Annotated in this window: 21 protein-coding genes and 1 tRNA gene; 9 read left to right on the forward strand and 13 right to left on the reverse strand. The window is 58.5% G+C overall.

Going from position 1 to position 24,720, the window contains the following annotated elements; translation table 11 throughout:
• Positions 1–2,191: 2,191 nt before the first annotated feature.
• The 4 genes from cysK to QRN85_RS06860 form a co-directional block, all read right to left on the reverse strand.
• On the reverse strand, positions 2,192–3,160 hold the full coding sequence (cysK, locus tag QRN85_RS06845) for a cysteine synthase A (protein ID WP_284757255.1): 969 nt from the start codon (positions 3,158–3,160) through the stop codon (positions 2,192–2,194).
• A 141-nt stretch (positions 3,161–3,301) separates the two neighbouring features.
• On the reverse strand, positions 3,302–3,919 hold the full coding sequence (locus tag QRN85_RS06850) for a LysE family translocator (protein ID WP_284757256.1): 618 nt from the start codon (positions 3,917–3,919) through the stop codon (positions 3,302–3,304).
• Positions 3,920–4,110: 191 nt separating this feature from the next.
• Positions 4,111–4,716: an EF-hand domain-containing protein gene (locus QRN85_RS06855; protein ID WP_284757257.1), complete on the reverse strand. Its 606-nt coding sequence runs from the start codon at positions 4,714–4,716 to the stop codon at positions 4,111–4,113.
• 103 nt (positions 4,717–4,819) lie between these two features.
• A complete protein-coding gene (locus tag QRN85_RS06860) occupies positions 4,820–5,539 on the reverse strand; it encodes a pyrimidine 5'-nucleotidase (protein ID WP_062587169.1) in 720 nt (239 codons plus the stop codon).
• A 104-nt stretch (positions 5,540–5,643) separates the two neighbouring features.
• On the opposite strand from QRN85_RS06860, the gene QRN85_RS06865 reads away from it, so the two are divergent.
• Positions 5,644–6,546 (forward strand): DMT family transporter, encoded by a 903-nt coding sequence (locus QRN85_RS06865; RefSeq protein ID WP_284757258.1) that lies wholly within the window; start codon positions 5,644–5,646, stop codon positions 6,544–6,546.
• A gap of 51 nt (positions 6,547–6,597) precedes the next feature.
• Here QRN85_RS06865 and argB read toward each other — a convergent pair whose 3' ends face one another.
• The gene (gene argB, locus QRN85_RS06870; protein ID WP_062586293.1) at positions 6,598–7,482 is read right to left on the reverse strand and encodes an acetylglutamate kinase; all 885 of its coding nucleotides are present in this window, start codon (positions 7,480–7,482) and stop codon (positions 6,598–6,600) included.
• 236 nt (positions 7,483–7,718) lie between these two features.
• Between argB and QRN85_RS06875 the strand changes: the two genes are divergently transcribed.
• The gene (locus QRN85_RS06875) at positions 7,719–8,096 is read left to right on the forward strand and encodes a hypothetical protein (RefSeq protein ID WP_062586295.1); all 378 of its coding nucleotides are present in this window, start codon (positions 7,719–7,721) and stop codon (positions 8,094–8,096) included.
• A gap of 77 nt (positions 8,097–8,173) precedes the next feature.
• Here the strand turns inward: QRN85_RS06875 and yihA are convergent, their stop codons facing one another.
• Genes yihA through rpmH form a run of 4 tightly spaced genes read right to left on the reverse strand, consistent with a single transcriptional unit; the run spans position 8,174 to position 11,207 of the window.
• Positions 8,174–8,842, reverse strand: a complete 669-nt coding sequence (gene yihA / locus QRN85_RS06880; protein WP_062586296.1) for a ribosome biogenesis GTP-binding protein YihA/YsxC — start codon at positions 8,840–8,842, stop codon at positions 8,174–8,176.
• A complete protein-coding gene (gene yidC / locus QRN85_RS06885; protein WP_112962029.1) occupies positions 8,839–10,656 on the reverse strand; it encodes a membrane protein insertase YidC in 1,818 nt (605 codons plus the stop codon). The genes yihA and yidC overlap by 4 nt, the downstream gene beginning before the upstream one ends.
• On the reverse strand, positions 10,656–11,039 hold the full coding sequence (gene rnpA, locus QRN85_RS06890; RefSeq protein ID WP_284757259.1) for a ribonuclease P protein component: 384 nt from the start codon (positions 11,037–11,039) through the stop codon (positions 10,656–10,658). The genes yidC and rnpA overlap by 1 nt, the downstream gene beginning before the upstream one ends.
• 30 nt (positions 11,040–11,069) lie before the next feature.
• A complete protein-coding gene (gene rpmH, locus QRN85_RS06895; protein WP_010972613.1) occupies positions 11,070–11,207 on the reverse strand; it encodes a 50S ribosomal protein L34 in 138 nt (45 codons plus the stop codon).
• Positions 11,208–11,581: 374 nt separating this feature from the next.
• Between rpmH and QRN85_RS06900 the strand changes: the two genes are divergently transcribed.
• The 3 genes from QRN85_RS06900 to QRN85_RS06910 all read left to right on the forward strand — a co-directional run bounded on the left by QRN85_RS06900 (position 11,582) and on the right by QRN85_RS06910 (position 15,566).
• Positions 11,582–13,609, forward strand: a complete 2,028-nt coding sequence (locus QRN85_RS06900) for a HAMP domain-containing methyl-accepting chemotaxis protein (protein ID WP_284757260.1) — start codon at positions 11,582–11,584, stop codon at positions 13,607–13,609.
• A 237-nt stretch (positions 13,610–13,846) separates the two neighbouring features.
• Positions 13,847–15,253: an ATP-binding protein gene (locus tag QRN85_RS06905; RefSeq protein WP_502870771.1), complete on the forward strand. Its 1,407-nt coding sequence runs from the start codon at positions 13,847–13,849 to the stop codon at positions 15,251–15,253.
• 236 nt (positions 15,254–15,489) lie between these two features.
• Positions 15,490–15,566 (forward strand) — tRNA-Arg (locus QRN85_RS06910).
• 545 nt (positions 15,567–16,111) lie between these two features.
• On the opposite strand, the gene QRN85_RS06915 is transcribed toward QRN85_RS06910, so the two are convergent.
• The 4 genes from QRN85_RS06915 to QRN85_RS06930 form a co-directional block, all read right to left on the reverse strand.
• Complete coding sequence (locus tag QRN85_RS06915; RefSeq protein WP_284757261.1) at positions 16,112–17,167, reverse strand: glycosyltransferase family protein; 1,056 nt, start codon at positions 17,165–17,167, stop codon at positions 16,112–16,114.
• A 28-nt stretch (positions 17,168–17,195) separates the two neighbouring features.
• Complete coding sequence (locus QRN85_RS06920) at positions 17,196–18,104, reverse strand: phosphotransferase (protein WP_113092836.1); 909 nt, start codon at positions 18,102–18,104, stop codon at positions 17,196–17,198.
• Positions 18,104–18,748, reverse strand: coding sequence for an HAD family hydrolase (locus QRN85_RS06925; protein WP_284757262.1), 645 nt, complete (start codon positions 18,746–18,748; stop codon positions 18,104–18,106). The genes QRN85_RS06920 and QRN85_RS06925 overlap by 1 nt, the downstream gene beginning before the upstream one ends.
• A 252-nt stretch (positions 18,749–19,000) precedes the next feature.
• A complete protein-coding gene (locus QRN85_RS06930) occupies positions 19,001–19,705 on the reverse strand; it encodes a hypothetical protein (RefSeq protein ID WP_156462004.1) in 705 nt (234 codons plus the stop codon).
• A gap of 301 nt (positions 19,706–20,006) precedes the next feature.
• Here QRN85_RS06930 and QRN85_RS06935 point away from each other — a divergent pair, with 301 nt between their 5' ends.
• The 4 genes from QRN85_RS06935 to QRN85_RS06950 all read left to right on the forward strand — a co-directional run bounded on the left by QRN85_RS06935 (position 20,007) and on the right by QRN85_RS06950 (position 24,624).
• The gene (locus QRN85_RS06935; RefSeq protein WP_284757263.1) at positions 20,007–21,338 is read left to right on the forward strand and encodes an alpha/beta hydrolase; all 1,332 of its coding nucleotides are present in this window, start codon (positions 20,007–20,009) and stop codon (positions 21,336–21,338) included.
• A gap of 71 nt (positions 21,339–21,409) precedes the next feature.
• Positions 21,410–22,447 carry a 4-hydroxyproline epimerase gene (locus tag QRN85_RS06940; RefSeq protein WP_113171123.1) on the forward strand — a complete coding sequence of 346 codons (1,038 nt, stop codon included), beginning with the start codon at positions 21,410–21,412 and terminating at the stop codon, positions 22,445–22,447.
• 369 nt (positions 22,448–22,816) lie between these two features.
• Entirely contained in the window at positions 22,817–23,854 is a 1,038-nt protein-coding gene (gene pyrC, locus QRN85_RS06945) for a dihydroorotase (protein WP_284757264.1), read from the forward strand.
• Between the two features lie 71 nt (positions 23,855–23,925).
• A complete protein-coding gene (locus QRN85_RS06950; RefSeq protein WP_113092842.1) occupies positions 23,926–24,624 on the forward strand; it encodes an orotate phosphoribosyltransferase in 699 nt (232 codons plus the stop codon).
• Positions 24,625–24,720 lie beyond the last annotated feature (96 nt).

Below are 24,720 nucleotides of genomic sequence, written 5' to 3' on the forward strand. Positions count from 1 at the left end.
GCGCGCAGACGCGCGCCTGCTGGACCCCGGATCAAGTCCGGGGTGACGGAGGGTGCGGCGGGCGCGGCGGTGTTCGGTTGAGGTCGCCGTACTAGGCATTTGGCTATTTGCAGCAATGACCGCTCCTGCGCAATGACCCCTCTATGCCTTGTAGGGCGCCATCGGCAATCTTTCCGCGTCCCCGCTTCCTCTCAGCACCCGGATAACCCTCTGCCTCAATCAACCGCCACGGAATACTCTCGTCATCACCAAAGGCATCCACCTTCCGGTCTCCAAGGCCCGTCTCTATTACCGACCTGCCACCCGGTCTCCTATCGTCCGTCGCACCGGGACACTTGCCATCCATCAACGACCCGGCAACTCCCTTCCGTCGGCATCTTGAGGCACCACTTCTCCCCGTCATCCCGGACGTGATCCGGGATCCAGCCGCCTTGCGTCTGCAAGGCGAGAGGACTCCAACCACGGGGCGGTCATACGAATACTTCTCCCGGCGCGCAGACGCGCGCCTGCTGGACCCCGGATCAAGTCCGGGGTGACGGAGGGTGGGGCGGGCGCGGCGGTAAAATAGCTAGCGCGGACGCGCCAATTCCTGACCGGACCGCACTTTCACAATCACCCCTGTATGCTTTGAAGAGTACTCGCGTCCTCTCTCTCAACTACCCGGATAACCCTCTGCCTCAATCAACCGCCACGGAATACTCTCGTCATTACCAAAGGCACCCGCCTTCCGCGTGTCTCCACGGCCCATCTCTCGTCTCAACCTTTCATCCGGTCTCCTATCGTCCGTCGCAACGGGACACTTGCCCTCCATCAACCACCCGGCCACTCCCTTCCGTCGGCGTCCCGAACGCACCCCCTTTCCCCCGTCATCCCGGACTTGATCCGGGATCCAGCCGCCTTGCGTCTGCAAGGCGAGAGGACTCCAACCACGGGGCCGGCGGAAGAAAACGTCCCCCGGCGCGCAGACGCGCGCCTGCTGGACCCCGGATCAAGTCCGGGGTGACGGAGGGTGGGGTGGGCGCAGCGGCTTTCAAACGAGGTCTACGTACGAAGGCATCGCAGCAGTGAGCAGGAGGCAGGAGGTAGGAGGTAGGGCAAAACGCAAGAAATAATCTCGATAAATCAACGCCTTATCTATTGCTCCGCAAAAACCCTCAAAATTCTTTCTGCATTTCATTCACACACTCTGCACCTGAAGCACAATTCTCCCGTTCCGCCCTCGGATACACCGCAAGGCGTTGCGGCGAGGCGGGATCGGCGCTGGTGGGTAAGAGGCTACGCATCCTCTCCCCCATCGGGGTCGAGCAGCAATCCCCCCGGCGGCAACGGGAGGAGGGTGGCGCGGTTTCGGACCGGCCGTGTCATCTTCCCGATGCCCGACCTGGTTGCGTGGATGGCGTCGTCAGGCTGAACCACAGTCTGAAGTTGCCCTTCCCTGTGCCAGGAGCCTCGTCGCCGGGTGTACCGACAGCTCATCGTCCTCTGGTCGAACGCGACCATCAGGGATTGAAGCGAAAGTCAGGCGGTACACAGGAAGACGCTGCATCTGCCCCGCCCGTTCATTGAGACGGTGCGGACGGATCGCGAGGGATGCATCTGGCCGGGGCTGGCGGGTGCGGATCTTGCGGGAGACGGGTCGTTCCGGTCCGCGCCTTGATTTTTCGGCGCGGGCAGGGATGAAGGCAGGTGTGGCTGAACTGGCAGGGTGCCTTTCCGCAAGGGATGGCACCACCCGGATGGGAAGGGTCGGGCCTTGGCAATGTCCGACCGGCTCTCCGGCAAGGTTTTACCCTTGCCATCCGGTGTCTGCCATCCGTGGCAAGAGGATTGCTGTTTGGCCAAAAGAGCCGAACGGGGCGCTGAAAGGTGCCACTTATAGACTACCCAACGAGGCAGCTTGCAGCGCCCCGTCCGACATACCCATGGCCGCAAATGGTCATGGGGCCAGAGAAGGAAGCATACCACGGGCAGCCTCTGCCGCGTGAACGGCGAAGCTTGGAATGAAGCTTGCCGGGTTTTTTGACATCACGAACAAGATGACGGGTGCGCTTTGCGACGGATGCATCCAGATGGCGGCTCCCGGCGCGAAAACGGAAAACGGTGTGGACATGCCAGACAAGTCACGCCTTTTCAGGCGAGGGGTCTGCACCATGCCCGGAGCAAACCCCTGTCAGGCCGGAACTGGCAGCCTTTAGAGACCCAGACCCTCGAAGAGTGCTGTGGACAAATAGCGTTCAGCAAAGGACGGGATGATGACGACAACAGTCTTTCCGGCATTTTCTTCCCGCGCGCCGACCTTGAGCGCTGCCGATAGGGCAGCACCTGAGGAAATGCCGACCGGAACGCCTTCCAGCCGGGCAACCTCGCGGGCAGTTTCAAACGCTTCGTCATTGGTAATGGCGACGATTTCGTCATAGATCTGCGTGTCCAGAACGGCGGGTGCAAAGCCTGCGCCGATGCCCTGGATCTTGTGCGGGCCGGGATTGCCGCCTGAGAGAACCGGGCTGTCGGCGGGCTCGACGGCCACCACCTTGAGGTCCGGCTTGCGCGACTTCAGCACCTGGCCGGTACCGGTAATCGTGCCGCCGGTGCCAATCCCTGAGACGAAGATATCGACATTGCCCTGCGTGTCGTTCCAGATTTCCTCCGCCGTTGTCTTGCGGTGAATTTCGGGGTTGGCAGGGTTCTCGAACTGCTGCGGAATGACGGCATTTGGAATGGTTTCCGCCAGCTCATGCGCCTTGGCAATGGCGCCCTTCATGCCCTTCGGGCCCTCGGTCAGCACCAGCTCGGCACCCAGAAGTGCCAGCATCTTGCGACGCTCGGTCGACATCGTCTCAGGCATGGTCAGGATCAGCTTGTAGCCCTTGGCGGCAGCCGCAAAGGCAAGCGCGATGCCTGTGTTGCCGGAGGTCGGTTCAACCAGCGTTGTGGTTCCGGGCGTTATCCGGCCCTGCGCTTCCAGCGCCTCGATCATGGCAACGCCGATACGGTCCTTGACAGACGCAATCGGGTTAAAGAACTCCAGCTTGGCCAGGATTGTCGCCTTGACGTTATGCTCCTTCGCCAGCTTGTCGAGGCGCACCAGCGGCGTGTCGCCGATTGTCTCGGTGATCGAGGAATAAATCCGCCCGCGTCCGGGTTTTCTGGCTTCAGACATCACGTGCTCCCATGGTGCAAATGCAAGGTTTTTTGCAGAATAGGAGGAATGGCGCGCCGATGCCAGAGGATCGACATGCGTAAATTCCTGCCATCGGAGTATGTCGTTCTCATTTCAGGGCCAAACCCCGAAAGAATGACCTCAGCTTGTCCGCGTCGCAATCATTGCTGCGGTGGCCGCCAGAATTCCGGCCGCTGTCCGGTTGAGAATGGTCAGCGCCGACGGGCGCTTCAGAAGCAGTCGGGCCTTGGAGGCCAGCAGAATGTAGGGCAGCAGAACCGCCATCAGCACCGAAAATGTCACCGCCAGCAGCATCACATATTGCGTGGTGCCGATTGTGCGAATGTCAATCAGCGTGGGAACCAGCGCCACATAAAACAGCATCGTTTTGGGGTTTCCGAGCGTGATGAACAGGCCGGAAAGGAAGGACATGGTCATGCTGGTGCTTTTTCTGGCCTCCAGGTCTTGCGGCAGAAGCCCTGCCGTCCACAGTTTCCAGGCGATGTAAAGAAGATATGCGGCGCCGGCGAATTTCAGCACCATGAAGGCTTCCTGAAACGTCTGTGCCACGAAGGCAAGGCCAAGGATGACAGCCGTGAGGTAGACCATGTCGCCCAGCACGAGGCCGAGCCCCATGAAAAAAGTTTCCCGAAAGCCGGATCCCAGCGCGCGTGCGACGATAGCCGTCATGCCCGGGCCGGGAATGGCGGCTGCGATGAAAAGGGCGGCAGCATAGGCGAGAAGTGTGGCGATGCTCACGGAACGGTCCTGTCGAAATGCTAAGATGCGGTGCGGGGCGTCCGGCTAGGTAACTGGGACCGCAAGGGTGTCATTCGCCGCCGGATCGTGCAAATCTAGCACCGTCGCATGGCGCTCGCAAATACTGTTTGCGCACCAAAAAAAGCCCGCCATGGCGGGCGGGCTTCGCTTTGGTCATCGCTCAGATGCGATTACAGGAATGGACGGGCAGGCATGTCGTCAATATTGATGGCGCCATCCTTGTTCGTGTCCATCCGGGCGAACATCTTTTCTCCGGCGGCGGTGAACTCAGCCTTGCTGATCTGGCCGTTTCCGTCGGTGTCGGCCATGGCGAACATGCCGCCAAACCTGCCGCCGTGGCGACCCTTTCCGCCTTCCATTCTGGCTTCGTCCTTGCGGCCTTCATGGCGTTTGCCGTCGCGTTCCGCGTGTTCAGGACCACCCTTGCCCTCAGGGCCCTTGGCATCCGCCCGTTCTGGCCGTGGGTTGGCGGCGCGGAACTCTTCCATTTTCGCCCGGCGATAATCGCGCATTTCCTTGGGCGTAATGGATCCGTCCTTGCTCTGGTCGATGTCCGTAAACAGCGCGTCCTGGCGTGCCGCGAACTCTTCCTTGGTGATCTTGCCATCCTTGTTGGTGTCGGCAACCTTCAGCAGGTAGACGAAAGCCGCTTCGGGACGCATGCGTGGGCCATCCCGGTCTGGACCGCCGCGCGGGGCGGCCATCGTCATCGGGGCTGTGGTTGCCAGCAACAGGGCCGCGCCAAGAGCCGTAAGGGCGATTTTTCGTGTCGTCATTGTCGATACCTTTCAAATATGTCCCTGATTGAAAAGGTAGCGGCCCGCCTGTCTTTCCACCACTTAAAGATCAGTAATGTGGATGACAAATCGGTAACGTCGATCACTTTGCGGTCGTGGTCACACCCTGCAGGAAGGCCGTGAGGTCGTCGGTGATGAAGTCGATATGCTCGTCAGTCTCGGCAGGAATTTCCCACCTTTCCATGACGATGCCTTCGAGATTGCGCGGCACCAGAAGCACGGTCTTCATGCCCAGCGCCTTCGGTGCGGCGAGGTTGCGCGGCAGGTCTTCAAACATGGCCGCCTGCTTCGTATCCAGCTTGGCCAGTGCCGCAAATTTCTCGTAGGTCGCGCTGGCAGGCTTGGGCAGGAAGTCAGCCGCCACGATGTCGAAGATATCCTCGAAATGGTCGAGAATGCCCAGAGCACCGGCGGCGGCCTGCGCGTGCGGCACGCTGCCATTGGTCAGAATGAACTTGCGACCGGGCAGGGCCTTGATCGCTTCTCCCAGTTCGGGGTTGGGCGACAGCATCGAATAGTCGATGGCGTGAGCGCGCTCCAGAAATGCATTGGGGTCGATGCCGTAATGGATCATCAGCCCCTGAAGCGTGGTTCCGTGCTCGTGATAATAGCGCTTCTGCAAGGCGCGCGCCTCGTCCGGCTCCAGTTGCAGGAGTTCCGCGACATAGGCGGTCATGTTCCTGTCGATCTGCGAAAACAGGTTCACCTCATGGGGGTAAAGCGTATTGTCGAGATCGAAGACCCATTCGGTTACATGGGAGAAATCGTCCGGCGTCGGTGCAGTCTGCGGTATCATTTTCATGTTGCTGTTATGCCCTTTTGTCAGCGTAAAGAAAATCGAAAAGGCGACTGTCTTCTCCTTTTCCGACCTTGGGCGGCAGGGCCGCGGCATGGTACCCCATGGGCATGGAACTCTGGATCCCCATCACCATCGCCGCTGCCTTCATGCAGAACCTGCGATCTGCCTTGCAAAAACATCTGCAGGGATCGCTCGGGACGCGTGGCGCAAGCTTCGTGCGCTTCGGCTACGGATTTCCGATCGCCATTCTCTACGTGCTGTTCCTGCATCTTGGCGCAGGGCAGGGCTTCCCCGACTTCAGCGGCGCCTTCTTCATCTGGGTGGTGGTAGGCGGTCTGGCGCAGATTTTTGCGACCATGCTGCTCGTCCACCTGTTTTCGCTGCGCAATTTTGCGGTCGGTACCGCCTACTCGAAGACAGAGCCGGTCCAGGCCGCACTTTTCGGCTTCCTCCTTCTCGGCGAAAAGCTGACGTCGGGCGCGGTAATCGCCATACTGGTCGGCGTTGCCGGTGTGATGATGATCTCCATGGCGCGGATGCCCTTGTCATGGCGCAACATGGTCGCCGCCATGACCAGCCGCACCGCCCTTATCGGTATCGCATCCGGCGGCATCTTCGGCATATCGGCGGTGGCCTATCGAAGCGCTTCGCTGGCGCTTGATGGCACGGGTCCCATCATGTCGGCGGCGGTTACGCTGGCATGTGTCACCAGTTTTCAAACCGTTTTCATGCTGGTGTGGATGGCGTGGAAGGACAAGCGGGAAATCGTGCAGGTGCTCGTCACCTGGCGCTCGTCGTCGCTGGTGGGCATCGCGGGAATTCTGGGTTCCGCCTGCTGGTTTACGGCCATGACGCTGCAGCAGGTGGCCTATGTGCGTGCGCTTGGGCAAATCGAGTTGATCTTCACCTTCATCGCGTCATGGTTTCTGTTCCGCGAAAAGACCAATCCCATGGAGCTGGCGGGCTGTCTGCTGATTGTCAGCGGCATTCTGGGGTTGCTGTTCTGGTAGGTGCACCCGGACGCGCAAGGCCGGGTGCAAAAAACAGGCTGACCTCAGCGATCAGGGAACGATGAGCGTGCCTGCGCCTTCGGTGAAGATTTCCAGAAGAACCGAATGCGGCGTCTTGCCGTTGAGGATGACAACGCCCTGAACACCCGCCTTGATGGCGTCGATGCAGGTCTCGACCTTGGGGATCATGCCGCCGGAGATGGTGCCATCCTTGATCAGGGCGCGGGCCTGCGACACCGTCAATTCCTTGATCAGTTCCTTGTTCTTGTCGAGAACGCCCTCAACATCGGTCAGGAACAGAAGGCGGCTGGCATGGAGCGCACCGGCGATGGCACCGGCAAAGGTGTCGGCATTGATGTTGTAGGTCGCGCCGTCACGACCGGGGGCGACCGGTGCGATGACCGGGATCATTTCGGATTTGGCCAACAGATCGAGCAGGGTCCGGTCGACTTCCACCACTTCGCCGACGAAGCCAAGATCGAGAACGCGCTCGATATTGCTGTCGGGATCGATGACGGTCTTCTTCGCCTTTTCGGCAAAGACCATGTTGCCGTCCTTGCCGCACAGGCCGATGGCCCATTCGCCCGTCTGGTTGATGAGGGCGACAATCTCCTTGTTGATCGAACCGGCCAGAACCATCTCGACAATCTCGACGGTTTTGGCATCGGTGACACGAAGACCGCCTTCGAATTTGGACTCGATGCCCATCTTGCCCAGCATGGCACCGATCTGCGGGCCGCCGCCATGGACAACGATGGGGTTGATACCGGATTGCTTGAGCAGGGCGATGTCTTCTGCGAAAGCCTTGCCGAGGCTGCTGTCTCCCATGGCGTGGCCGCCATATTTCACGACGATGGTCTTGTTTTCATATTTCTGCATGAAAGGCAGGGCTTGCGCCAGAAGCCGGGCCTGCATTTCGCTTTCGGAAGTCGCCATGGGAAATAACCTCGTCATTGATTGCCGCGCTTTTAACCCAAGTTTTTGACAGATGAAACAAGCTAGGGATCCATCACGCGCAGAAATTTCAAACGTGATCGCGCAGACCCGCCCTGTCGGATTGACATATGGGCGCAATCGGACCAGCTTTGTCTGCGGGAGTGCGCGCGTCGTCCCGTTGGGCTGGCAGATCGTTTTGGAGGCGATGGCGCACAATGCCAGGAGTTTAGGGACGAATGACCTTGCCGGATCGGGAAAAGCGAAGCGGTTTGAAAGACGAGGTGCTTGCGGGCGAATATGTGCTCGGAGCGTTGAGCCCCGATGCCAGCGCCGAACTTGCCAAGCGGGTAAAAACCGATCGCCAGTTCGCGGCCATGGTTCGCCGCTGGCAGGAAAACCTCGCTGATGGAAACCGAAGCGACCAACGGACATTTTCCTCCTATGTCGATGCATCCATGGACCATGCCCTGCGTCGATCCAATGACCGGCTGCATCGCAGCATCTACGGGCGGTTCGCCATTGTTTCGGCTTTATGGAATTCGGTGCGCTTCTGGCGCCTGACGACGTCGGCGGCGCTGCTATGGGCAGCTGTCCTGCTCTTTTCTGCTTACTGAAAGCGGGATGCGCAAGGCCGGGACAGACTGTTTAGGGCCGGATGCAAAACGAGGCGGCGTGAGCCACCTCGCAACAATCAGCTGATACCGACAGTCTTGCAGATTTCCGCACGCACCAGATCGAGCCCTGCGGATTTTTCGGATGACGTCGCCAGAACCTCGGGATAGGCAGCTGGACGCTTGCGAATTTTTTCAAGTGTCTCGTTGACGAGGCGCGGGACGCCCGCTTCCTTGATCTTGTCCGTCTTGGTCAAAATGATTTGGTAGGAGACGGCCGCCTTGTCCAATAGCGACAGGACGTCTTCGTCATTCTTCTTGATGCCATGGCGGGAGTCGATCAGCACATAGACGCGCTTGAGCGTGGCGCGACCGCGAAGATAATCGAATACCAGCTTGGTCCAGGCATCGACCTGATCCTTGGGCGCCTGCGCGTAACCATAGCCCGGCATATCGACAAGTGCCATCGGCGGAAGATCGCCCGCCTCGCCGGAGTAGCCCTCGGGAACGAAGTAATTCAGCTCCTGGGTACGGCCCGGCGTGTTCGACGTGCGCGCCAGCCCGCGATGGCCGACGAGCGCGTTGATGAGCGAGGACTTGCCGACATTCGAGCGTCCGGCAAAGGCGATCTCGGGCGGACCTTCAGGCGGCAGGAACTTCATGGCGGGAACACCGCGAATGAAGATCCAGGGCCTTCCGAAGAGCGGCTTTTCCGTTGCCGGTTCGCCGCCTTTGATATCGCTGGTCATTTGGTTTCCACCGGCTTTCGCTTGAACAAGCCCTTGAGGTTGTCAAACAGCTCGATCTTGGCACCGTGGCGCTTCATGATGAGAGCCTGCTGCGTGATGGACAACGTGTTGTTCCATGCCCAGTAGATCACGAGACCTGCGGGGAAGGACGCCAGCATGAAGGTGAAGACGAGCGGCATCCAGGTGAAGATCAGCGCCTGTGTCGGATCTGGAGGCGTCGGGTTCATACGCATCTGCATGAACATGGTGATGCCCATGATGATTGGCCAGACGCCGATCATCAATGCGTGCGGGACGTCATAGGGCAGAAGCCCGAACAGATTGAACAGAGACGTTGGATCCGGCGCAGACAGGTCGTGAATCCAGCCAAAGAACGGCGCGTGGCGCATTTCGATGGTGACGTAGATGACCTTGTAGAGCGCGAAGAAGACCGGAATCTGCAGCAGCATCGGCCAGCAGCCAGCCACCGGATTGATCTTCTCTTCCTTGTAGAGCGCCATCATTGCCTGCTGCATGGCCATGCGGTCATCGCCATGCTTGGCTTTCAGCTCTTCCATCTTCGGCTGAACGCGCTTCATGTTGGCCATGGACGCATATTGCTTGCTGGCCAGCGGGAAGAACAGCAGCTTGACGACGATTGTGGTCAGCAGGATGGCCACGCCGAAGTTGCCAAAGTAACGGAAGAAGAAATCCATCAGTTTGAACATCGGCTTGGTGATGAAGTAGAACCAGCCCCAATCGATCAGGAGATCGAATTTTGGAATGCTGTACTCAGCCTCGTAACGGTCAACCAGCGGCACTTCCTTTGCACCGGCAAAGACGAGGTTCTTCAGCTCAACCGACTGGCCGGGCGCAACGGTAACGGCGTCGCCGCGATAATCGGCCTGATACCGTGGCTGGCCATCCGTGAAATGGGAGTAGCGGGCTTCAACAGGAAGGGTCTGCGGCGGCACAATGGCGGCAGCCCAGTACTTGTCGGTAATGCCAAGCCATCCGCCGGTCGCCTTTGGTGTCGAGAAAGGCTTTTCCTCGATGTTCTTGTAGGACTCTTCCGTCAGGCTTCCATCGGTACCGGCAACGCCCAGAAAGCCTTCATGAATAACGAAGACGGCGGGTGTTGCGGGCTTGTTGTTGCGGGTGATGCGGCCATAGGTCGAAAACGACACCGGCTCCTGGCCAGGGTTCTCGATCTTGTCGGTGACCGAGATCATGTAATGTTCGTCAATCGCAAGCGTACGATTGAAAACAATGCCCTTTTCGTTGGTGAAAGACAGCGTGACCGGGGTTTTCTCGGTCAGCTTGGCGCCTTCAGGAGCGGTCCAGACGGTGGAGGGGCCAGGAACGGTGCCCACAGCATCACCGGCAATGAAGCCAAGCTCGGTAAAATAGCCATCCTTCGTATCGGAAGGAGAGAACAGGGTGATGATCGGGCTCGAGTCATCCACGGTCTCGCGGTAATCCTTGAGACGGATATCGTCGAGGCGCGCACCGTTGAGGTTGATGGAACCTGCAACCGCATTCGTTTCGATCTGGACGCGCTGAGACCTGCCAAGCGCTTCGTCACGCGAAACGGTCGCGGCCTGCTGGCTGGTGGAGCCGGGAAGGCTGCCTGCGGGTGCCGTCGAGCCGGGTGATGTCGTGCCAGGTGCGGGCGTCTGCGCCGTCTGGCTCTGCTGCGTCGCCTGCTGCGCCTGACGTGCCTCTTCGGCGCGGCGCTGCTGTTCGATGCGCGGGTTCATGTAAAGGAACTGCCAGGCTAGTACGATGACAACCGAAAGGCCTATCGCGATAAAGTAGTTGCGGTTTTTTTCCATCATTCTTTCCTGGAGCGGGTCTCCCGGGGGCGTCCGGATTTCGCGCGTCCCTCGATCCGCTCTATGAGCAAGTGTTCCAGTACGGCGAATTCGGTGTTCAATGCGTCCCTTCGGGCGACAATCACATAGTCATGCCCGGGCTTCATTGCAAACCCGGCTGAAAGCCTGACGGCTTCCCTCAAGCGGCGACGCATACGATTGCGTTCGACCGCATTTCCCTGCCGCTTCGTGACAGTAAAACCAACGCGCGGCGCGGTTTCGGGTTGGCGACGGTCCAGCACTTCCAGAAGAAATTTGCTGCCACGTCTCTTTTCCCCTGCCTGAACAGCAAGAAACTCCGGTCGACTTTTCAACCGACCGGGTATTTTCTTCTCATGCGTCATTTGCCACGACTTTCATCGGGCTACGGCCAATCAGGCCGAAAGACGGGCGCGACCGCGTGCGCGGCGAGCAGCCAGAACCTTGCGACCGCCGGCAGTAGCCATGCGCGCGCGGAAACCATGACGACGCTTGCGAACAAGCTTGGATGGCTGGAAAGTACGCTTCGACATTTATTTAATACCGCGGGGTGCGGCCCTTCTTGACTTTGTTCCTTATGGAACAAGAGCGTTTCGATTAACGTCCGGACCTCAGCGCAAGCGGTGAGATGCCCGAACGTGCGGGCTTATAAGGGCTTAGGGCCTGCAAAGTCAATCGCTGAGGGCCAAAGCGGTCTCTCTGTATTTTTGATGAAAGTAAAATACAGCATATCTCGACCGGCTTTACGCTGGTTGGCGATGGCGTTTCTTCAAAATGGAAAACAGAAAAGGACTACACGCAGAAATTCTTTATTAAGGGAGCATCGCTAAAGATAGTTATGGATGAATGCTATTTTCGAATTGTCTCATATTGATGTGGGATAGGGCATTTTTAGGGGGCTAAGCAGTTGAGAATACGGGGAAAGATCAACCTTCTGGTGGGGCTTCTAAGCCTTGTCGCATGTACGATCGGTGGTCTGTCGATCTATGCGATCAAAGAATATCAGAACCAGACGGTCGCGCTTGACATGATTGCCGATCGCGCGCGCCGTGGCGAGGCGCTGAACCGGCTCGTAACCGCTGTCGTTATGGAGGCGCGTGGTATCTACGCCGCCAAGGACAAGGAAGCCGCTGGCAAGTTTGCTGAAGGCCTGTTGAAGAACCTCAAGGATATGGATGCTCTTTTGAAAGAGTGGAAGCCACAGGTTCCTGCAGACCAGGCAGCCCAGTTCGCCAATCTCGAGAAACGTTTCGAGGAATTCCGTACATTCCGGACCGAGACTGCGCGCCTGGGTCGCGAAGTCAGCCCGCAGGATGCAAACGCGCAAGGCAACAACGAAGCCAACCGTGAGAACCGCAAGGCATATCAGGCTGAAATCGATGCCGTCGTGAAGGCCGACCTCAAGCAACTTTCCGAGTTCAAGGTTCATGTCGAAAACTTCGGACATACCATTTTCCTCGTCGTGGTGATTGTTACCGCAGCCGGTGTGATTGCAGGTATGCTGCTTGGTCTCTATATGGCTTCCAAGGAGCTGAGCGGTCCTATCCTCAAGCTGTCCGGCTCCATGAATGCCGTAGCGGAAGGTGATCTTGAGGCAGAGGTACCCTATCTTGGCCGCAAGGATGAAATCGGCGAGATGGCTGATGCCGTCCAGGTGTTCAAGCGCAACGGGCTGGAAGTCCGGCGGATGAATGCGCAGGAAGCCGCCATGCGTGCCAAGAGCGACGATCTGCAGGCTGGCATGGCCGAGGTCGTCAGCGCAGCAGCGGCCGGCGATTTTACCGCCCGCATCACCAAGGATTACGGCGACGACAACCTCAACCGCTTTGCGGCCAACATCAATTCGCTTCTGACCAGCGTCGACAACGGCGTGACGGAAACAGGACGGGTGATTGCAACGCTTGCAAATGGCGATCTGACGCAGACGATGAATGGCAGCTACCACGGCGTCTTCGCACAGCTGCAGTCGAATGTGAACGAGACGCTCTACAAGCTCAAGGGCACCATGTCCGAGGTTCGCGGAAGCACCGAGGGCATCAGCGGCAATGCCAACGAGCTTCGCTCTGCTGCTGATGATCTTTCCCGCCGCACCGAGCAGCAGGCTGCAGCACTGGAGCAAACCTCCGCCGCGCTTGACGAGATCACCGCTGTCGTCCGCAACTCAACCGACCGTGCGCAGGAAGCAAGCGTCATGGTCTCGGATACCAAGGAAAAGACGGCGCATTCCGCCAAGGTCGTGCGCGAAGCCGTTTCCGCCATGGGTCGTATCGAGCAGGCATCGCGCGAAATCAGCCAGATCATCAACGTCATCGATGAGATCGCTTTCCAGACCAATCTGCTGGCGCTGAATGCCGGCGTTGAGGCGGCGCGTGCCGGAGAGGCGGGCAAGGGCTTTGCGGTTGTTGCGCAGGAAGTTCGCGAACTGGCGCAACGTTCGGCCAACGCCGCCAAGGACATCAAGGCCTTGATCACCAAATCCGGCGAGGAAGTCGGCCATGGTGTGACACTGGTGCAGCGCACCGGCGAAGCCCTTGACGAAATCGAAAAGCGTGTGCTTGGCATCAACGACCACATCCACTCGATCGCAACGGCTGCAAAGGAGCAATCGACCGGCCTGCAGGAAGTCAACACGGCTATCAACCAGATGGACCAGGTGACGCAACGCAATGCCGCAATGGTCGAAGAGACGTCTGCTGCTACCCACAAGCTCAGCGCCGAAACGCAGAACCTGGTGGCGCTGGTTGGCCGCTTCAGGCTCGGCAACGATATGGCCGCCGCTCCGTCCTACGCGGCAGCACCTTCCAGACCGGCAGCCGCAACGTCGCGCTCTGCGCCCGTTTCGTCACCTGCCCGCAAGATGATGGGAAGCGTCGCCAAGGCCTTCAACGGCTCGGCAGCGGTTGCCCAGGTCAAGGATGACTGGCAGGAATTCTAAGCCTGTCAGGGCATGATCACCTCAGTTAACGCCGCCGCTTTTGGCGGCGTTTTCGTTCGTTCCGGCGCAAGAGTTTTCGTATCTCCTTGAAAATCTGGCCGAAGACCTCATTATAGCTTGGAATTCTGTCCCAGCGCCGATATGAAACCAGAGGCCCACGTATCAACAGGAACAGGCCTGGTGTTTTCGACAGTCATAAACAGGACCGATCGCGAGGATGCGGATCCGCAGAGCGAAGTGCCTGCCTTGACGAAGGGCTTGTCCGGCCGCCTGCTGCTGTTGACGGTGATCTTCGTGATGATCGCCGAAGTGCTGATCTTCGTCCCGTCCGTTGCGAATATGCGTCTCTCCTGGCTGCGCGACCGGCTGAACACGGCCGCAGCTGCCGGCGTGGTGATCGATGGCTTGCAGACGGAACTGCCCAGAAGCGTCCAGAACGATACGCTGCTGGCCACCGGCGCCAAGCTCATCGCCCTGAAGAAGGATGGGACATCCACGCTTCTCGCCGCCACCGAAGTGCCGCCGAGTGTAGACGACCAATACGACCTTTCCGACGTCTCGCAACTGGCCGCCGTGCGCGATGCTTTTTCCGTGCTCCTGTTTGGCGGCAACCGCGTCATCCGGGTGTTCGACGTCATCGGTGACAGCAACATGATCATCGAAATCGTCATCGGCGAGCATAAGCTCAGGGCCGCGATGATTGCCTATGCCGGAAATGTGCTGATGATTTCGGTCGCGCTGTCGCTGATCACCGCAAGTCTGATCTTCGTCTCCATCAATCGCATTCTGATCAGGCCCATACGAAGGCTGACGCTCGGTATGCAGGGATTTTCCGAGCAGCCGGACGATCCCGCGCGGGTGTTCAGGCCGGAGGATGGAAGCGATGAGCTGGCGGTGGCTGGCCGGCATCTGGCAGACATGCAGACGCAGCTGCAGAAAACGCTTCGGCAGCAGAAGAATCTGGCCGATCTGGGACTTGCCGTATCCAAGATCAATCATGACATGCGCAACATCCTGTCGTCGGCCCAACTCATGTCGGACAGGCTTGTGGATGTCGAAGATCCAATGGTGCGCAGTTTCGCGCCCAAGCTGCTTCGCACCATAGACCGGGCCGTGGGTTATACCAGCGAGGTTCTGGCCTACGGGCAGGCCACGGAGGGCGCGCCTAAAAGGCGAATGATCGACCTGGATGAGCTGGTGCAGGATGTGAAGGATATCCTGGCGATCGATCCTGCTGGCGGCATCAATTTCATCGATAACGTGCCTCCCGGCTTGCGGATCGATGCGGACAGCGAGCAGCTGTTCCGCGTGCTCTACAATCTCTGTCGCAACAGCGTTCAGGCGCTGCAGCAGGCAAGTGACGAGGACTTCCCCGACAAGCGGCTGACGATAGCCGCGCAGCGCAACGGCCAGGTCGTGAGCATCGTGATTGACGATAACGGTCCGGGTATGCCGCAAAAGGCCAGAGAAAACCTCTTCTCGGCGTTCCGCGGTTCGGCGCGCTCCGGCGGTACCGGGCTTGGCCTCGTCATCGCCCGGGAGCTCGTCCTGTCGCACAAGGGCACGATTGCGCTCGTCGAAAAGGCCGGGCTGGGCACGCAGTTTCGAATCGAGATCGCAGACCGCGCCGATCTCGATTCGTAAGCGCATCTGCAGGCGAAGTTAACCGCCGTCTTGTTGCCAGCGTTAAACAGCAGGTCTAACGGCCTTTTCCAATGCGTGCGGTTTCGCGGTCATTCGGAAAATTGGAAAAACCAACATTTTCAATGGTTTGTAAAATTCATTGCAGGAAAATGACAAATTTCCAGCAAAATCGCTTGCATTCAACATGAGGACGTTTTAGAGGATCGCCACGCCAACGGAACATGTTTCTGCGGCACGCACCCGTAGCTCAGCTGGATAGAGCACCAGACTACGAATCTGGGGGTCAGGAGTTCGAATCTCTTCGGGTGCGCCATTCCATCTCTTTGATGGATAACAATAATCTGACTTCATGATAAATTGGCCGCTGCTTTTGAGACATAAAGCTGCGTCAACTGCCGATGACGTCCGTCCCCCACCAAACATCCTTTACAGGCATCCGCCGGCTGGACAGCCTTGCTCTGACGCAATCGACGGATTGCCTCCATGGCAAAAGGGCAGAACAAAACTGAGGGGCGTGTTTTGGAGTCTATGCTCATGTGACGTACGAGCGCAGCGCTGCATCTTTCGATTTTCTTCACATGGCGAAAACTGGCTCAGCGGCGGTCAGTGACCCACTTTCGCAGCATAACCTTCTTGGCGCCAACAATGGCCCTGTCCAAGGGGGCGTCATAGCGTTGTCTTTTGAGAAGCCAGCCCCGAGCCGGCAATTGCGCTCTGTAGCGGACGGGTGACCATCCGATACAGGTGATTGATGACTTGGGGCTTTATCCTGCCCAAGTCAGGACAAAGCCGAGCTGCAGCGCGGTCTCAAGAGCATGTCTGTTCTTCAGGAGAGAGGCGTCCTCTCGCCGGCCTGATTTAATCATCGAACCGCATCCTCATTGCCAGGCGGGGTTCGCTTGGGTCCACTTCAAGACTGTTTGCGCTGGTGAAGGGAACGGTGGGATGTGGCGCGCTGATGACGCTGTATCGGCCGATCGGCATGTCGAACAGGATGTCCCCTGCTGGCAGTCCAAGTGCCGCCAGCTGCTGTTCGGTTTCCTGACGTGCGCTTTCGGGACGAATCGAAATGAAGACGACACGATGTCCTTCCGCGATCAGCTCCCGCGTTACGGAGACGGCCTCCTCGTTGGCTGCCACATCGGCAAAGCGGGGGGAAAAGTGCGCATTGCCTCTTTCCAGTATGAAGCCGTCGAGCAGGATGAAATAGCTGCCCTTTTGCTGCAGGTTCCGGCGCCACTCCTTCAATGTTCCCCAATCCTGATAATCGGTGACGCGGCAGGAGGAGAAGGGTTCGCCATCAAGGATCATGCCCGCGATGATGTCGGAGGTGTAGAGCTCGCGCTGCCAGGTGGCGCGTTCCTCTTTCAGCTTCTCATAAAGAGCGACATACTGGGCGGGGTTGCGAAAGAAATAACCGCCGACGGAGAAGAGATCGGAGATCACCTCCTTCTCGCGGATGGCCATGATAACCCCGGAATCGTCCGTCTTGATATAGCTCTTGTTGCGCGGATTGATGGCGTCAAAACTATTCAAGGATTCGCAGGCGACATAGTTGTATGGGCGATCAATATCCGACAGGGCAAAGCTGTTGTCGCTGTCCTTGACGAGGAAGGGCTCCGACAGTCCCGTGGCCTGCAAGGTGCGTGTGACCGTCTCCGGCTGGCTTGCCGTTGGTTCGTCCAGGACGACGATTTCCACCGCCTTGCCGAATGTCGCACGCAGACCCGCGCGCGCGTCATACTTCTCGTCGTGTTCCTTCAGGATCGTAATGATAAGATCGTCATGGTTGACGTCGAGCTTGCTGACGGCCTCTGCTATCATGGGGCGTCCATTGTTCGATGGCAGCGACCATTTCGGCGGCATGCCCGGGTAGCGCGAGGACCTTCCGCCGCAGGGAACGATGACTTTCATGCAATGGGAACCTTCTTTAATAGTCGATCTAAATCTGTTTTGCGAGCAACTGCTCTAGACGGTCGAGAACGAAGCTGCGGTCTTCGTGCGTCCTGGTATAGGGCAGTATCCGGGCAAGATGGACACAGAGGACGATCGGGAGTAACTCGGGTGAGTCCTTCAGGCGCCTGCTTGCAAGCGCGGCAAGTGCCTGGCGGAAGTAGGACACGACGCTGAGAGGCAGAGGTTCGGCCTTTCGCATGTACCATCCGGCCCGCAGATCCTGTTCGAGCTTGCCGACATCCGCGATCCAATGGCTGAGAAACGTATCCAGAAAATCGATGAACACGACGTCGCCTGCTTCAGTTACCACGATGTTCTCAAGCGTCAGGTCGCCGTGGCAGGCGGTTACGGCCAACTCTTCCGGTATCTTTGCATCTTCGAGGATGCCAATCAGGCCGAGCACAGCGTTTCGCGCCCGAACATCTTCCCGTGGAATGGCCGAGAGGATTTCGTGGCATTTCGTCAGTGAGTTCTGCCGTGGCGAAAAGAGCTGCTGCGGATTCTCCAGATTCGCAAAGCGCTCGATGGCCATCAGTAGCTTGTCGAGGAATCGTGCGATCGCAGGGAAGCTGGCCGTCCGCAGATAGCTGATGCCGTCGAGCCCCTTGATGTATTCCATGTCGAAATAGTAGAGCCCGTCGATGTAGCCTTCATCGAGTATTCTTGGAGTTGTCGCGCAACCGATCAACTGACTGGCCGTGAGCCGCTGCTTGATGGCCTGCGCCTGGAGCCTGGAATTTCCGCTGGCCGTGCCGGAAATCTTGCGGATAAAGGCAGGGCTGCCCCCTTCGCGAATGAGCAGAATCCTTGCCCCCGAGAAGCCGGACAGTTCAATTTCTGTCCGCGGTAGCTGGAGGTCGTGCCGCAGCGCGTTGCTGGAATTCATCGAGAGCATCAGGCCACCCGTGTTACGCTGTGATCAAGCTCGGTGCGCCATGCTGGCAGTGTTTTCCGGACGTCGAAAACCTGCATTCCGGCGGCCCTGGCTGCGGCCACGCCATCATCCATGTCCTCGAATACGAGGCATTCTTCTGGAACTGCGCCAAGAGCGCGCGCACCCTTCAGGTACCCTTCCGGATCGGGCTTGCCCTTCTGGACATCGTCACCGGTAATGACCACTTGAAAAACGGAGCTCCAGCCCATTGAGGCGAGGGTGGTCTCGACGCTTTTGCGTGAGCCGGAGGAGACAAGTCCAATCGGAAACGTGGCCGCGAGTGCCGGAAGCAGCATGGCGCAGGGGAGCCTGGATGGCGGGCTTTCCGAAAAAAGCTGCTCTGCCCTTGCTACCTTGCGACGATGGATTTCCTCCACCGGGAGGGCGCAAACGTTCCCCGCCAGAAGACGCGGGATCGTCTCTCTGGCAGCGCCACCCGATGCAGCCATGAAGGTTGTGAAGGAGAGAGAGATGCCAAGGTCGGCAAGAACGTCCCTATATGCCTGGAAATGCAGAGGCATGGTGTCGACAAGTGTCCCATCGAGGTCAAAGAGCATTGCCCTCGGCATCGAGCCACCGATCGGCTGAAAATGGTCACTCGACATTTCTAGGTTGCCTCCTGGGTATTCTTCTAGGCTAGGGTTAAATATCGAACCTTGCATGGGGCTTGTTGATGCACCCCTGAGCGGTGGGACAGAGAGAGATTTCGGCGTCACCGTTCAACAGCTTGCGGCATGATCGTTGTCGCGAAGCTTCATGTGGATGAAGAGCAGCGTGACCCGAACCCGAAGGTGGCACGGGGTCGTTCGTGACGCCTTCGACAAGGGACAGGGCGCCGCAGCGGCGCCCTGTCACTCTCAGGCGCGGATTTCCGGAATGAAGACCGTATCACCGCTGCTGTGCTGGGCAATATGTGGCCGATTGTGAATTTCGTAGAGCGGATTTCTACACTCGGGATTGCCAAACATCGTATTGGAATCCCAATATCCGTCTTCTATGAACCTGAGGTCGTTGTGCATGATCCGCAGGTGATAATACAGAAGATGCAGGTGCTTGCGGCCGGACAGCTGGCTCATGATGAGGCTGTCGTAGAAGGGTGACATGGCATTCTTGCCGACGACGTGGACGGCGTCGCCGACGCGGAAGTGGTCACGCCAGTGGTTGCGATACTCGCGCCAGGGGAAGTATATCGCATTCTCGTCAAGCTGCACGTCCCAGGCATCGAAGCTTTTCTTGAATTCGAGATCGAAGCGCGAGACGATGAGCACATCGGTTTTGCCATGTTCGAAAACACGGCGCACACCGGCCTTGTAGGTTTCGGCCTGCGTGCTGCCTGCCGCGTCCAGCAGGATGGTTTCGCATTTTCCGATTTTTGCCTGAATTTCTGCAAGTGCCGGGCTGTCGTAGGTCGCAAGGTAAATATTGGCCTCGGGATCCTTCCTGCGAACAGGGTCGATCAGCTTTTCAATCAATGAATCAATGTTGTTTCGAGCGTCCATGGATAACCCGAAGCGGTCAGCTTCGAGGAAGTTGTTACCTCTTATAAGTATAGAGAGTCTCATTTCACTTTTCTCCGAAATAATAATGCGACCTCTGCAATCGTTCCTGACGCTCTTCGATGAGGTGCTTGAGATCGCATCACGTCTATTTGACGTAGCAGTCGCCAAGCTTGCCTTTTGTTTGGTGACGCATCGGCGGGAGCGCTAGGTTGAGGCGCCTGCGTCACACATCACCGGAAAGGCACGCCGGACCCGGGCCAGAAGGCTGGCTAACGACAAGTCCTTCTGCGATAAGCATGGCTTGAGTTTGCATGGCGAAGGGACAGGCTGAGTGTCCCGGTGGCTTTTGCGGGGAGTATCTGGAATGGCCGCAAGGCTCGTAGCAATCGTGACCATGTTGGCCATCTTGGCAGGCTGCGGCGGAAGGCCTATCGGTGTGATGACACCGACCGGTCAGTTGATGCAGGGGACTTCGCCGGTCAATCTTCTGGTCGCAACCACGCGCGCGCCTTCCGATGACAAGGCCATTCTGTTCGGCGGGGAACGCGGAACGGGGCTGAAGGTCGATGCCATCACCGTGTCCATTCCGCCCGCAGCAAACCGCACCGTCGGCCAGGTGCAGTGGCCGAAGAAACTGCCTGCCGATCCGCTGAAGAATTTCACCACGGTTTCCGTCGAGCCCATTACCAGCGAAGCGGAAAGTCGCAGCTGGATCAAGAGCCATAGCTTCAAGAGCAAGCGGGTGCTGGTTTTCGTCCACGGCTTCAACAACCGCTACGAGGAATCGGTCTATCGCTTTGCGCAGATCGTTCACGATTCCGGCTCCGATGTGATGCCGGTTGTCTTTACATGGCCATCGCGCGCCAGCGTGTTCGATTATAATTACGACAAGGAAAGCACCAATTATTCTCGCGATGCGCTGGAAGAAACGCTGACGCGGCTGGCCAAGGATGGCTCTGTCAACGACGTCACCATCATGGCGCATTCCATGGGCACCTGGCTTGCGGTGGAGGCTCTGCGCCAGATGGCGATCCGCCATGGCCGCGTCTATCCCAAGATCAACAATGTCATTCTGGCCGCACCCGATCTCGATGTGGATGTGTTCGCCCGCCAATATGCAAGCCTTGGCAAGGAGAGGCCGAAATTCACGCTCTTCGTCTCGCAGGATGACAGGGCGCTCAGCCTTTCGCGCCGCATTTCCGGCAATGTCGACCGCCTCGGCCAGATCGACCCTTCCGCAGAGCCCTATCGCTGCCAGCTGGAAAGCGCCGGTATCACAGTTCTTGACCTGACCAAGCTGAAGTCCGGAGACAATCTCAACCACGGCAAGTTCGCCGAGAGCCCCGAGGTCGTGCGCCTTATCGGCGACCGGCTGATTGCCGGGCAGACGGTGACGGATTCGGACGTGGGCCTTGGCGAAGCCATCGGCGCGGTTGGCATCGGTGCGGCACAGACGGTCGGCACTGCGGCAAGCGTTGTCGTCAGCGCGCCAATTGCCGTGTTCGATCCCCGCACCCGCGAAAACTACGGGCGGCAGGTGGAGCGCCTTGGCCGCTCCGTTGGCAATACCGTCGGTTCGGTTGGAGACACCGCAACCAGCGTCGTTGATCCTCAAGCGCTGGGAACCGGTTCTGGCGGCGGCACGGACTGCACGGTGGCCGGTAACCGCGGGAAATCAGAATGCCGGGATCGCTAGAGCTGAATATACAAACAGTATTTTATCGGATATGACCGGCCTCATATAATCCCCTTTCCGGAGTGGCCCCCATGCGGTTCAAACGTACCCTTCAGCTTCTCGATGTCCATTGCGAAGGTGAAATCGGGCGTGTGGCCACCGGCGGCGTTCCGAAAATTCCGGGCAGTACGGTGGCCGAACAGCTGAATTGGCTCAACACCGATCCAAAGGGCGAGGAGCTCCGGCGCTTCCTGACGCTGGAGCCGCGCGGCGCGCCCATCGGCTCCGTTAACCTTCTGCTGCCGCCCAAGCACCCGGATGCGGATGCCGCTTTCGTCATTCTCCAGCCGGATCAGGCACATGCGAGCTCCGGCTCCAACTCCATCTGTGCCACGACGGCGCTTCTGGAAAGCGGCATGGTGGAGATGAAGGAGCCGGAAACCATCGTCATGCTGGAAACGGCGGCCGGTCTGGTCAAGGCCACCGCCACCTGCCGCGATGGGCGCTGCGAAAAGGTGAAACTCACCATGGTGCCATCCTTCGTGCATGAGCTGGACGTGGAGATCGACACGCCGGACTGGGGTCGCATCCGCATGGATATCGCCTATGGCGGCATCTTCTATGCCCTCGTTGACGTGGGCCAGATTGGGCTGACCATCGACAAGGCCAATGCGGCAAAGCTGGTGGCGGCGGGCATGGTGCTGAAGGATATCGTCAACCGCGAAATTCCTGTCGCGCACCCGGAAATCCCGGCCATCTCGGGCGTCGCCTATGTCATGTTCCGCGATACCGAGACCGATGGCACCATCCGCACATGCACCACCATGTGGCCGGGCCGGGCGGATCGCTCGCCCTGCGGCACGGGCAATTCCGCCAATCTCGCCACGCTGCATGCGCGCGGCAAGGTCAAGGTTGGCGATAGCTACACCTCCCGCTCCATTATCGGCACGCAGTTCGAGGTGGGGTTGTCAGCCGTGACCGAGGTGGCTGGCAAGGCAGCGGTCATTCCCACCATTGCCGGGCGCGGCTTTACCTTCGGCATGCATCAGGTCTGGCTTGATCCCAATGATCCGCTGGCGGATGGTTTTGCCATGACGGATGTTTGGGGTCCGCAGGCGGGCGCGATCTAGAGCGCTTCCTTGTTAAATGGAAGCGATTCTGTTGGTTCAAACGGGATCGACTGATTGTCCGGATGGCGCGTGCCGTAGCCTCAGCATACGGCCAAGCCATCCGGGCAAGCAGACGGGCCGTTTCAACCAACCCGCAGGGCCGGGCATATTTCCGCCAGGGCAAAGGCGATTGGCTCGACCGTACCTTTGGGTATGCCCTTCGCCAATCGCCTTTGCCCTGACGAAAATCTGTTCCAGCAGAACGCTTCCATTTAACAAGGAAGCGATTTGACGCCAGCTTTTGCGCTGAAAAAGTGGTTTTTGGCGCTGTCTTCTCGCGCAGAATGGTGTTAAACGGGCGCAATTCCAGCAAGCTCCGAGGCTAAAACGATGAAGTCGATCACCCTTCGCCGCCCTGATGACTGGCACCTACATTTGCGCGATGGTGCGATGCTGGAAGGCGTGATTGGCGATACCAGCCGCCATTTCGCCCGCGCCATCATCATGCCGAACCTCGTTCCGCCTGTTGTCACGACAGCAGATGCCATCGCCTATAAGGAGCGCATCACCAAGGCTATTCCCGCAGGTGACCGCTTCCAGCCGCTGATGACGCTGTATCTGACTGAGCATACCAGCGCCGATGATGTGGAACAGGGCAAGACGAGCGGCCTCATCCATGCGGTCAAGCTTTACCCTGCCGGTGCCACCACCAATTCCCACGGTGGCGTCAGGGATATGGACAAGGCCATGCCGGTGCTGGAGCGCATGGCCAAGATTGGCCTGCCGCTTTGCGTTCATGGTGAAGTTACGACGCCTGAAGTCGATATTTTCGACCGCGAGAAGGTCTTTATCGAGACGGTTCTGGAGCCGCTGCGAAAGCGCCTGCCCGAGTTGAAGGTGACGATGGAGCATGTGACGACACAAGACGGCGTGGATTACATCAAGTCATCCAAGGCCAATCTGGCAGGCACCATCACCACCCATCACCTCATCATCAACCGCAACGCCATTCTGGTGGGCGGTATCAAGCCGCATTATTACTGCCTGCCGGTTGCCAAGCGCGAAGAACACCGTTTGGCGCTGCGCGCTGCCGCGACTTCAGGCGACAGCAGATTTTTCCTCGGCACGGATTCGGCCCCGCATGTGGACCCGTTGAAGGAATGCGCCTGTGGTTGCGCGGGCATCTACACCTCCATCAACACCATGAGCTGCCTTGCCCATGTCTTCGAGCAGGACAATGCGCTGGATAGACTGGAAGCCTTCACCTCGCTCAGCGGCCCCGCCTGGTATGGCCTTGCGCCGAACGAGGACACCATCACGCTCATCAAGCGCGATGAGCCGGTCAGCTTCCCGGAGAAGATCGAGACGGGTGCAGGCCCGGTTACGGTGTTTGACCCCATGTTCCCGTTGCATTGGGATGTCGCCTGAATTTTTCAAATCACTGCCGGTTCGTCCGGCAGTTTTTCTATGTAGCACCCGGATCAAAGAGGAAACGCCCGATGTCCACATTCACATTCACGGATCGCGCCCTGGTGGCAGAACTTGTCGCGAAGATGCTGTGGGAGATCAAGGCGGTTCATTTCAATTCCGAAAGCCCCTATACCTTCGCATCGGGCATGAAGAGCCCCGTCTATATCGACATGCGCAAGCTGATTTCCTATCCGCGCATTCGCTCCACCGTCATGGATTTCGCTGCGGCGAAAATCGTCGCTGATGCCGGTTTTGAAAAGTTCGATTGCGTGGCCGGTGGCGAAACCGCAGGCATTCCCTTCGCAGCCTTCCTGGCAGAACGCCTTGGTTTGCCGATGATATACTGCCGCAAGAAGCCCAAGGGCCATGGCCGCAATGCGCAGATTGAGGGCCACATGCCTGAAGGCGCGCGCGTGCTTGTGATCGAAGATCTGACGACCGCTGGCGGCTCGATGTTCACCTTCATCGATGCCATCCGCGCAGCGGGTGGTATTGTCGATCACGGTATCGCACTGTTCTATTACGGTATCTTCCCGGAGGCAGAGGCCCGCTTTGCCAACGGAAATGTGAAGCTGCATTACCTGAGCACATGGCGCAATGTTCTGGCCGTTGCCCGCTCCGAAAAGCTGTTCGATGACAAGACCCTGTCGGAAGTCGAAGCCTTCCTTGACAATCCGCTGCCATGGTCTGCCGCACGCGGCGGGGTCAGCGAATTGCCGCAATCCTGATCTTGGTTAGGCATGGAATTTTCGATTGGTAGACATCTGGCCAATTCAGGCGAAGTTGTTTAAATCGATTTAGTTTTTGATACGGAGGAGAACCGG

The sequence above is a fragment of the Agrobacterium sp. fls2-241-TYG-188a genome (genome assembly GCF_030209845.1).

Bases quoted from the DNA above. Each gene is read 5' to 3' on its own strand.
- cysK (WP_284757255.1), bottom strand. From the start codon at position 3,160: ATGTCTGAAGCCAGAAAACCCGGACGCGGGCGGATTTATTCCTCGATC.
- QRN85_RS06855 (WP_284757257.1), bottom strand. From the start codon at position 4,716: ATGACGACACGAAAAATCGCCCTTACGGCTCTTGGCGCGGCCCTGTTG.
- QRN85_RS06860 (WP_062587169.1), bottom strand. From the start codon at position 5,539: ATGAAAATGATACCGCAGACTGCACCGACGCCGGACGATTTCTCCCAT.
- QRN85_RS06865 (WP_284757258.1), top strand. From the start codon at position 5,644: ATGGAACTCTGGATCCCCATCACCATCGCCGCTGCCTTCATGCAGAAC.
- argB (WP_062586293.1), bottom strand. From the start codon at position 7,482: ATGGCGACTTCCGAAAGCGAAATGCAGGCCCGGCTTCTGGCGCAAGCC.
- QRN85_RS06875 (WP_062586295.1), top strand. From the start codon at position 7,719: ATGACCTTGCCGGATCGGGAAAAGCGAAGCGGTTTGAAAGACGAGGTG.
- yihA (WP_062586296.1), bottom strand. From the start codon at position 8,842: ATGACCAGCGATATCAAAGGCGGCGAACCGGCAACGGAAAAGCCGCTC.
- yidC (WP_112962029.1), bottom strand. From the start codon at position 10,656: ATGGAAAAAAACCGCAACTACTTTATCGCGATAGGCCTTTCGGTTGTC.
- rnpA (WP_284757259.1), bottom strand. From the start codon at position 11,039: ATGACGCATGAGAAGAAAATACCCGGTCGGTTGAAAAGTCGACCGGAG.
- rpmH (WP_010972613.1), bottom strand. From the start codon at position 11,207: ATGTCGAAGCGTACTTTCCAGCCATCCAAGCTTGTTCGCAAGCGTCGT.
- QRN85_RS06915 (WP_284757261.1), bottom strand. From the start codon at position 17,167: ATGAAAGTCATCGTTCCCTGCGGCGGAAGGTCCTCGCGCTACCCGGGC.
- QRN85_RS06920 (WP_113092836.1), bottom strand. From the start codon at position 18,104: ATGCTCTCGATGAATTCCAGCAACGCGCTGCGGCACGACCTCCAGCTA.
- QRN85_RS06925 (WP_284757262.1), bottom strand. From the start codon at position 18,748: ATGTCGAGTGACCATTTTCAGCCGATCGGTGGCTCGATGCCGAGGGCA.
- QRN85_RS06930 (WP_156462004.1), bottom strand. From the start codon at position 19,705: ATGAGACTCTCTATACTTATAAGAGGTAACAACTTCCTCGAAGCTGAC.
- QRN85_RS06935 (WP_284757263.1), top strand. From the start codon at position 20,007: ATGGCCGCAAGGCTCGTAGCAATCGTGACCATGTTGGCCATCTTGGCA.
- QRN85_RS06940 (WP_113171123.1), top strand. From the start codon at position 21,410: ATGCGGTTCAAACGTACCCTTCAGCTTCTCGATGTCCATTGCGAAGGT.
- pyrC (WP_284757264.1), top strand. From the start codon at position 22,817: ATGAAGTCGATCACCCTTCGCCGCCCTGATGACTGGCACCTACATTTG.
- QRN85_RS06950 (WP_113092842.1), top strand. From the start codon at position 23,926: ATGTCCACATTCACATTCACGGATCGCGCCCTGGTGGCAGAACTTGTC.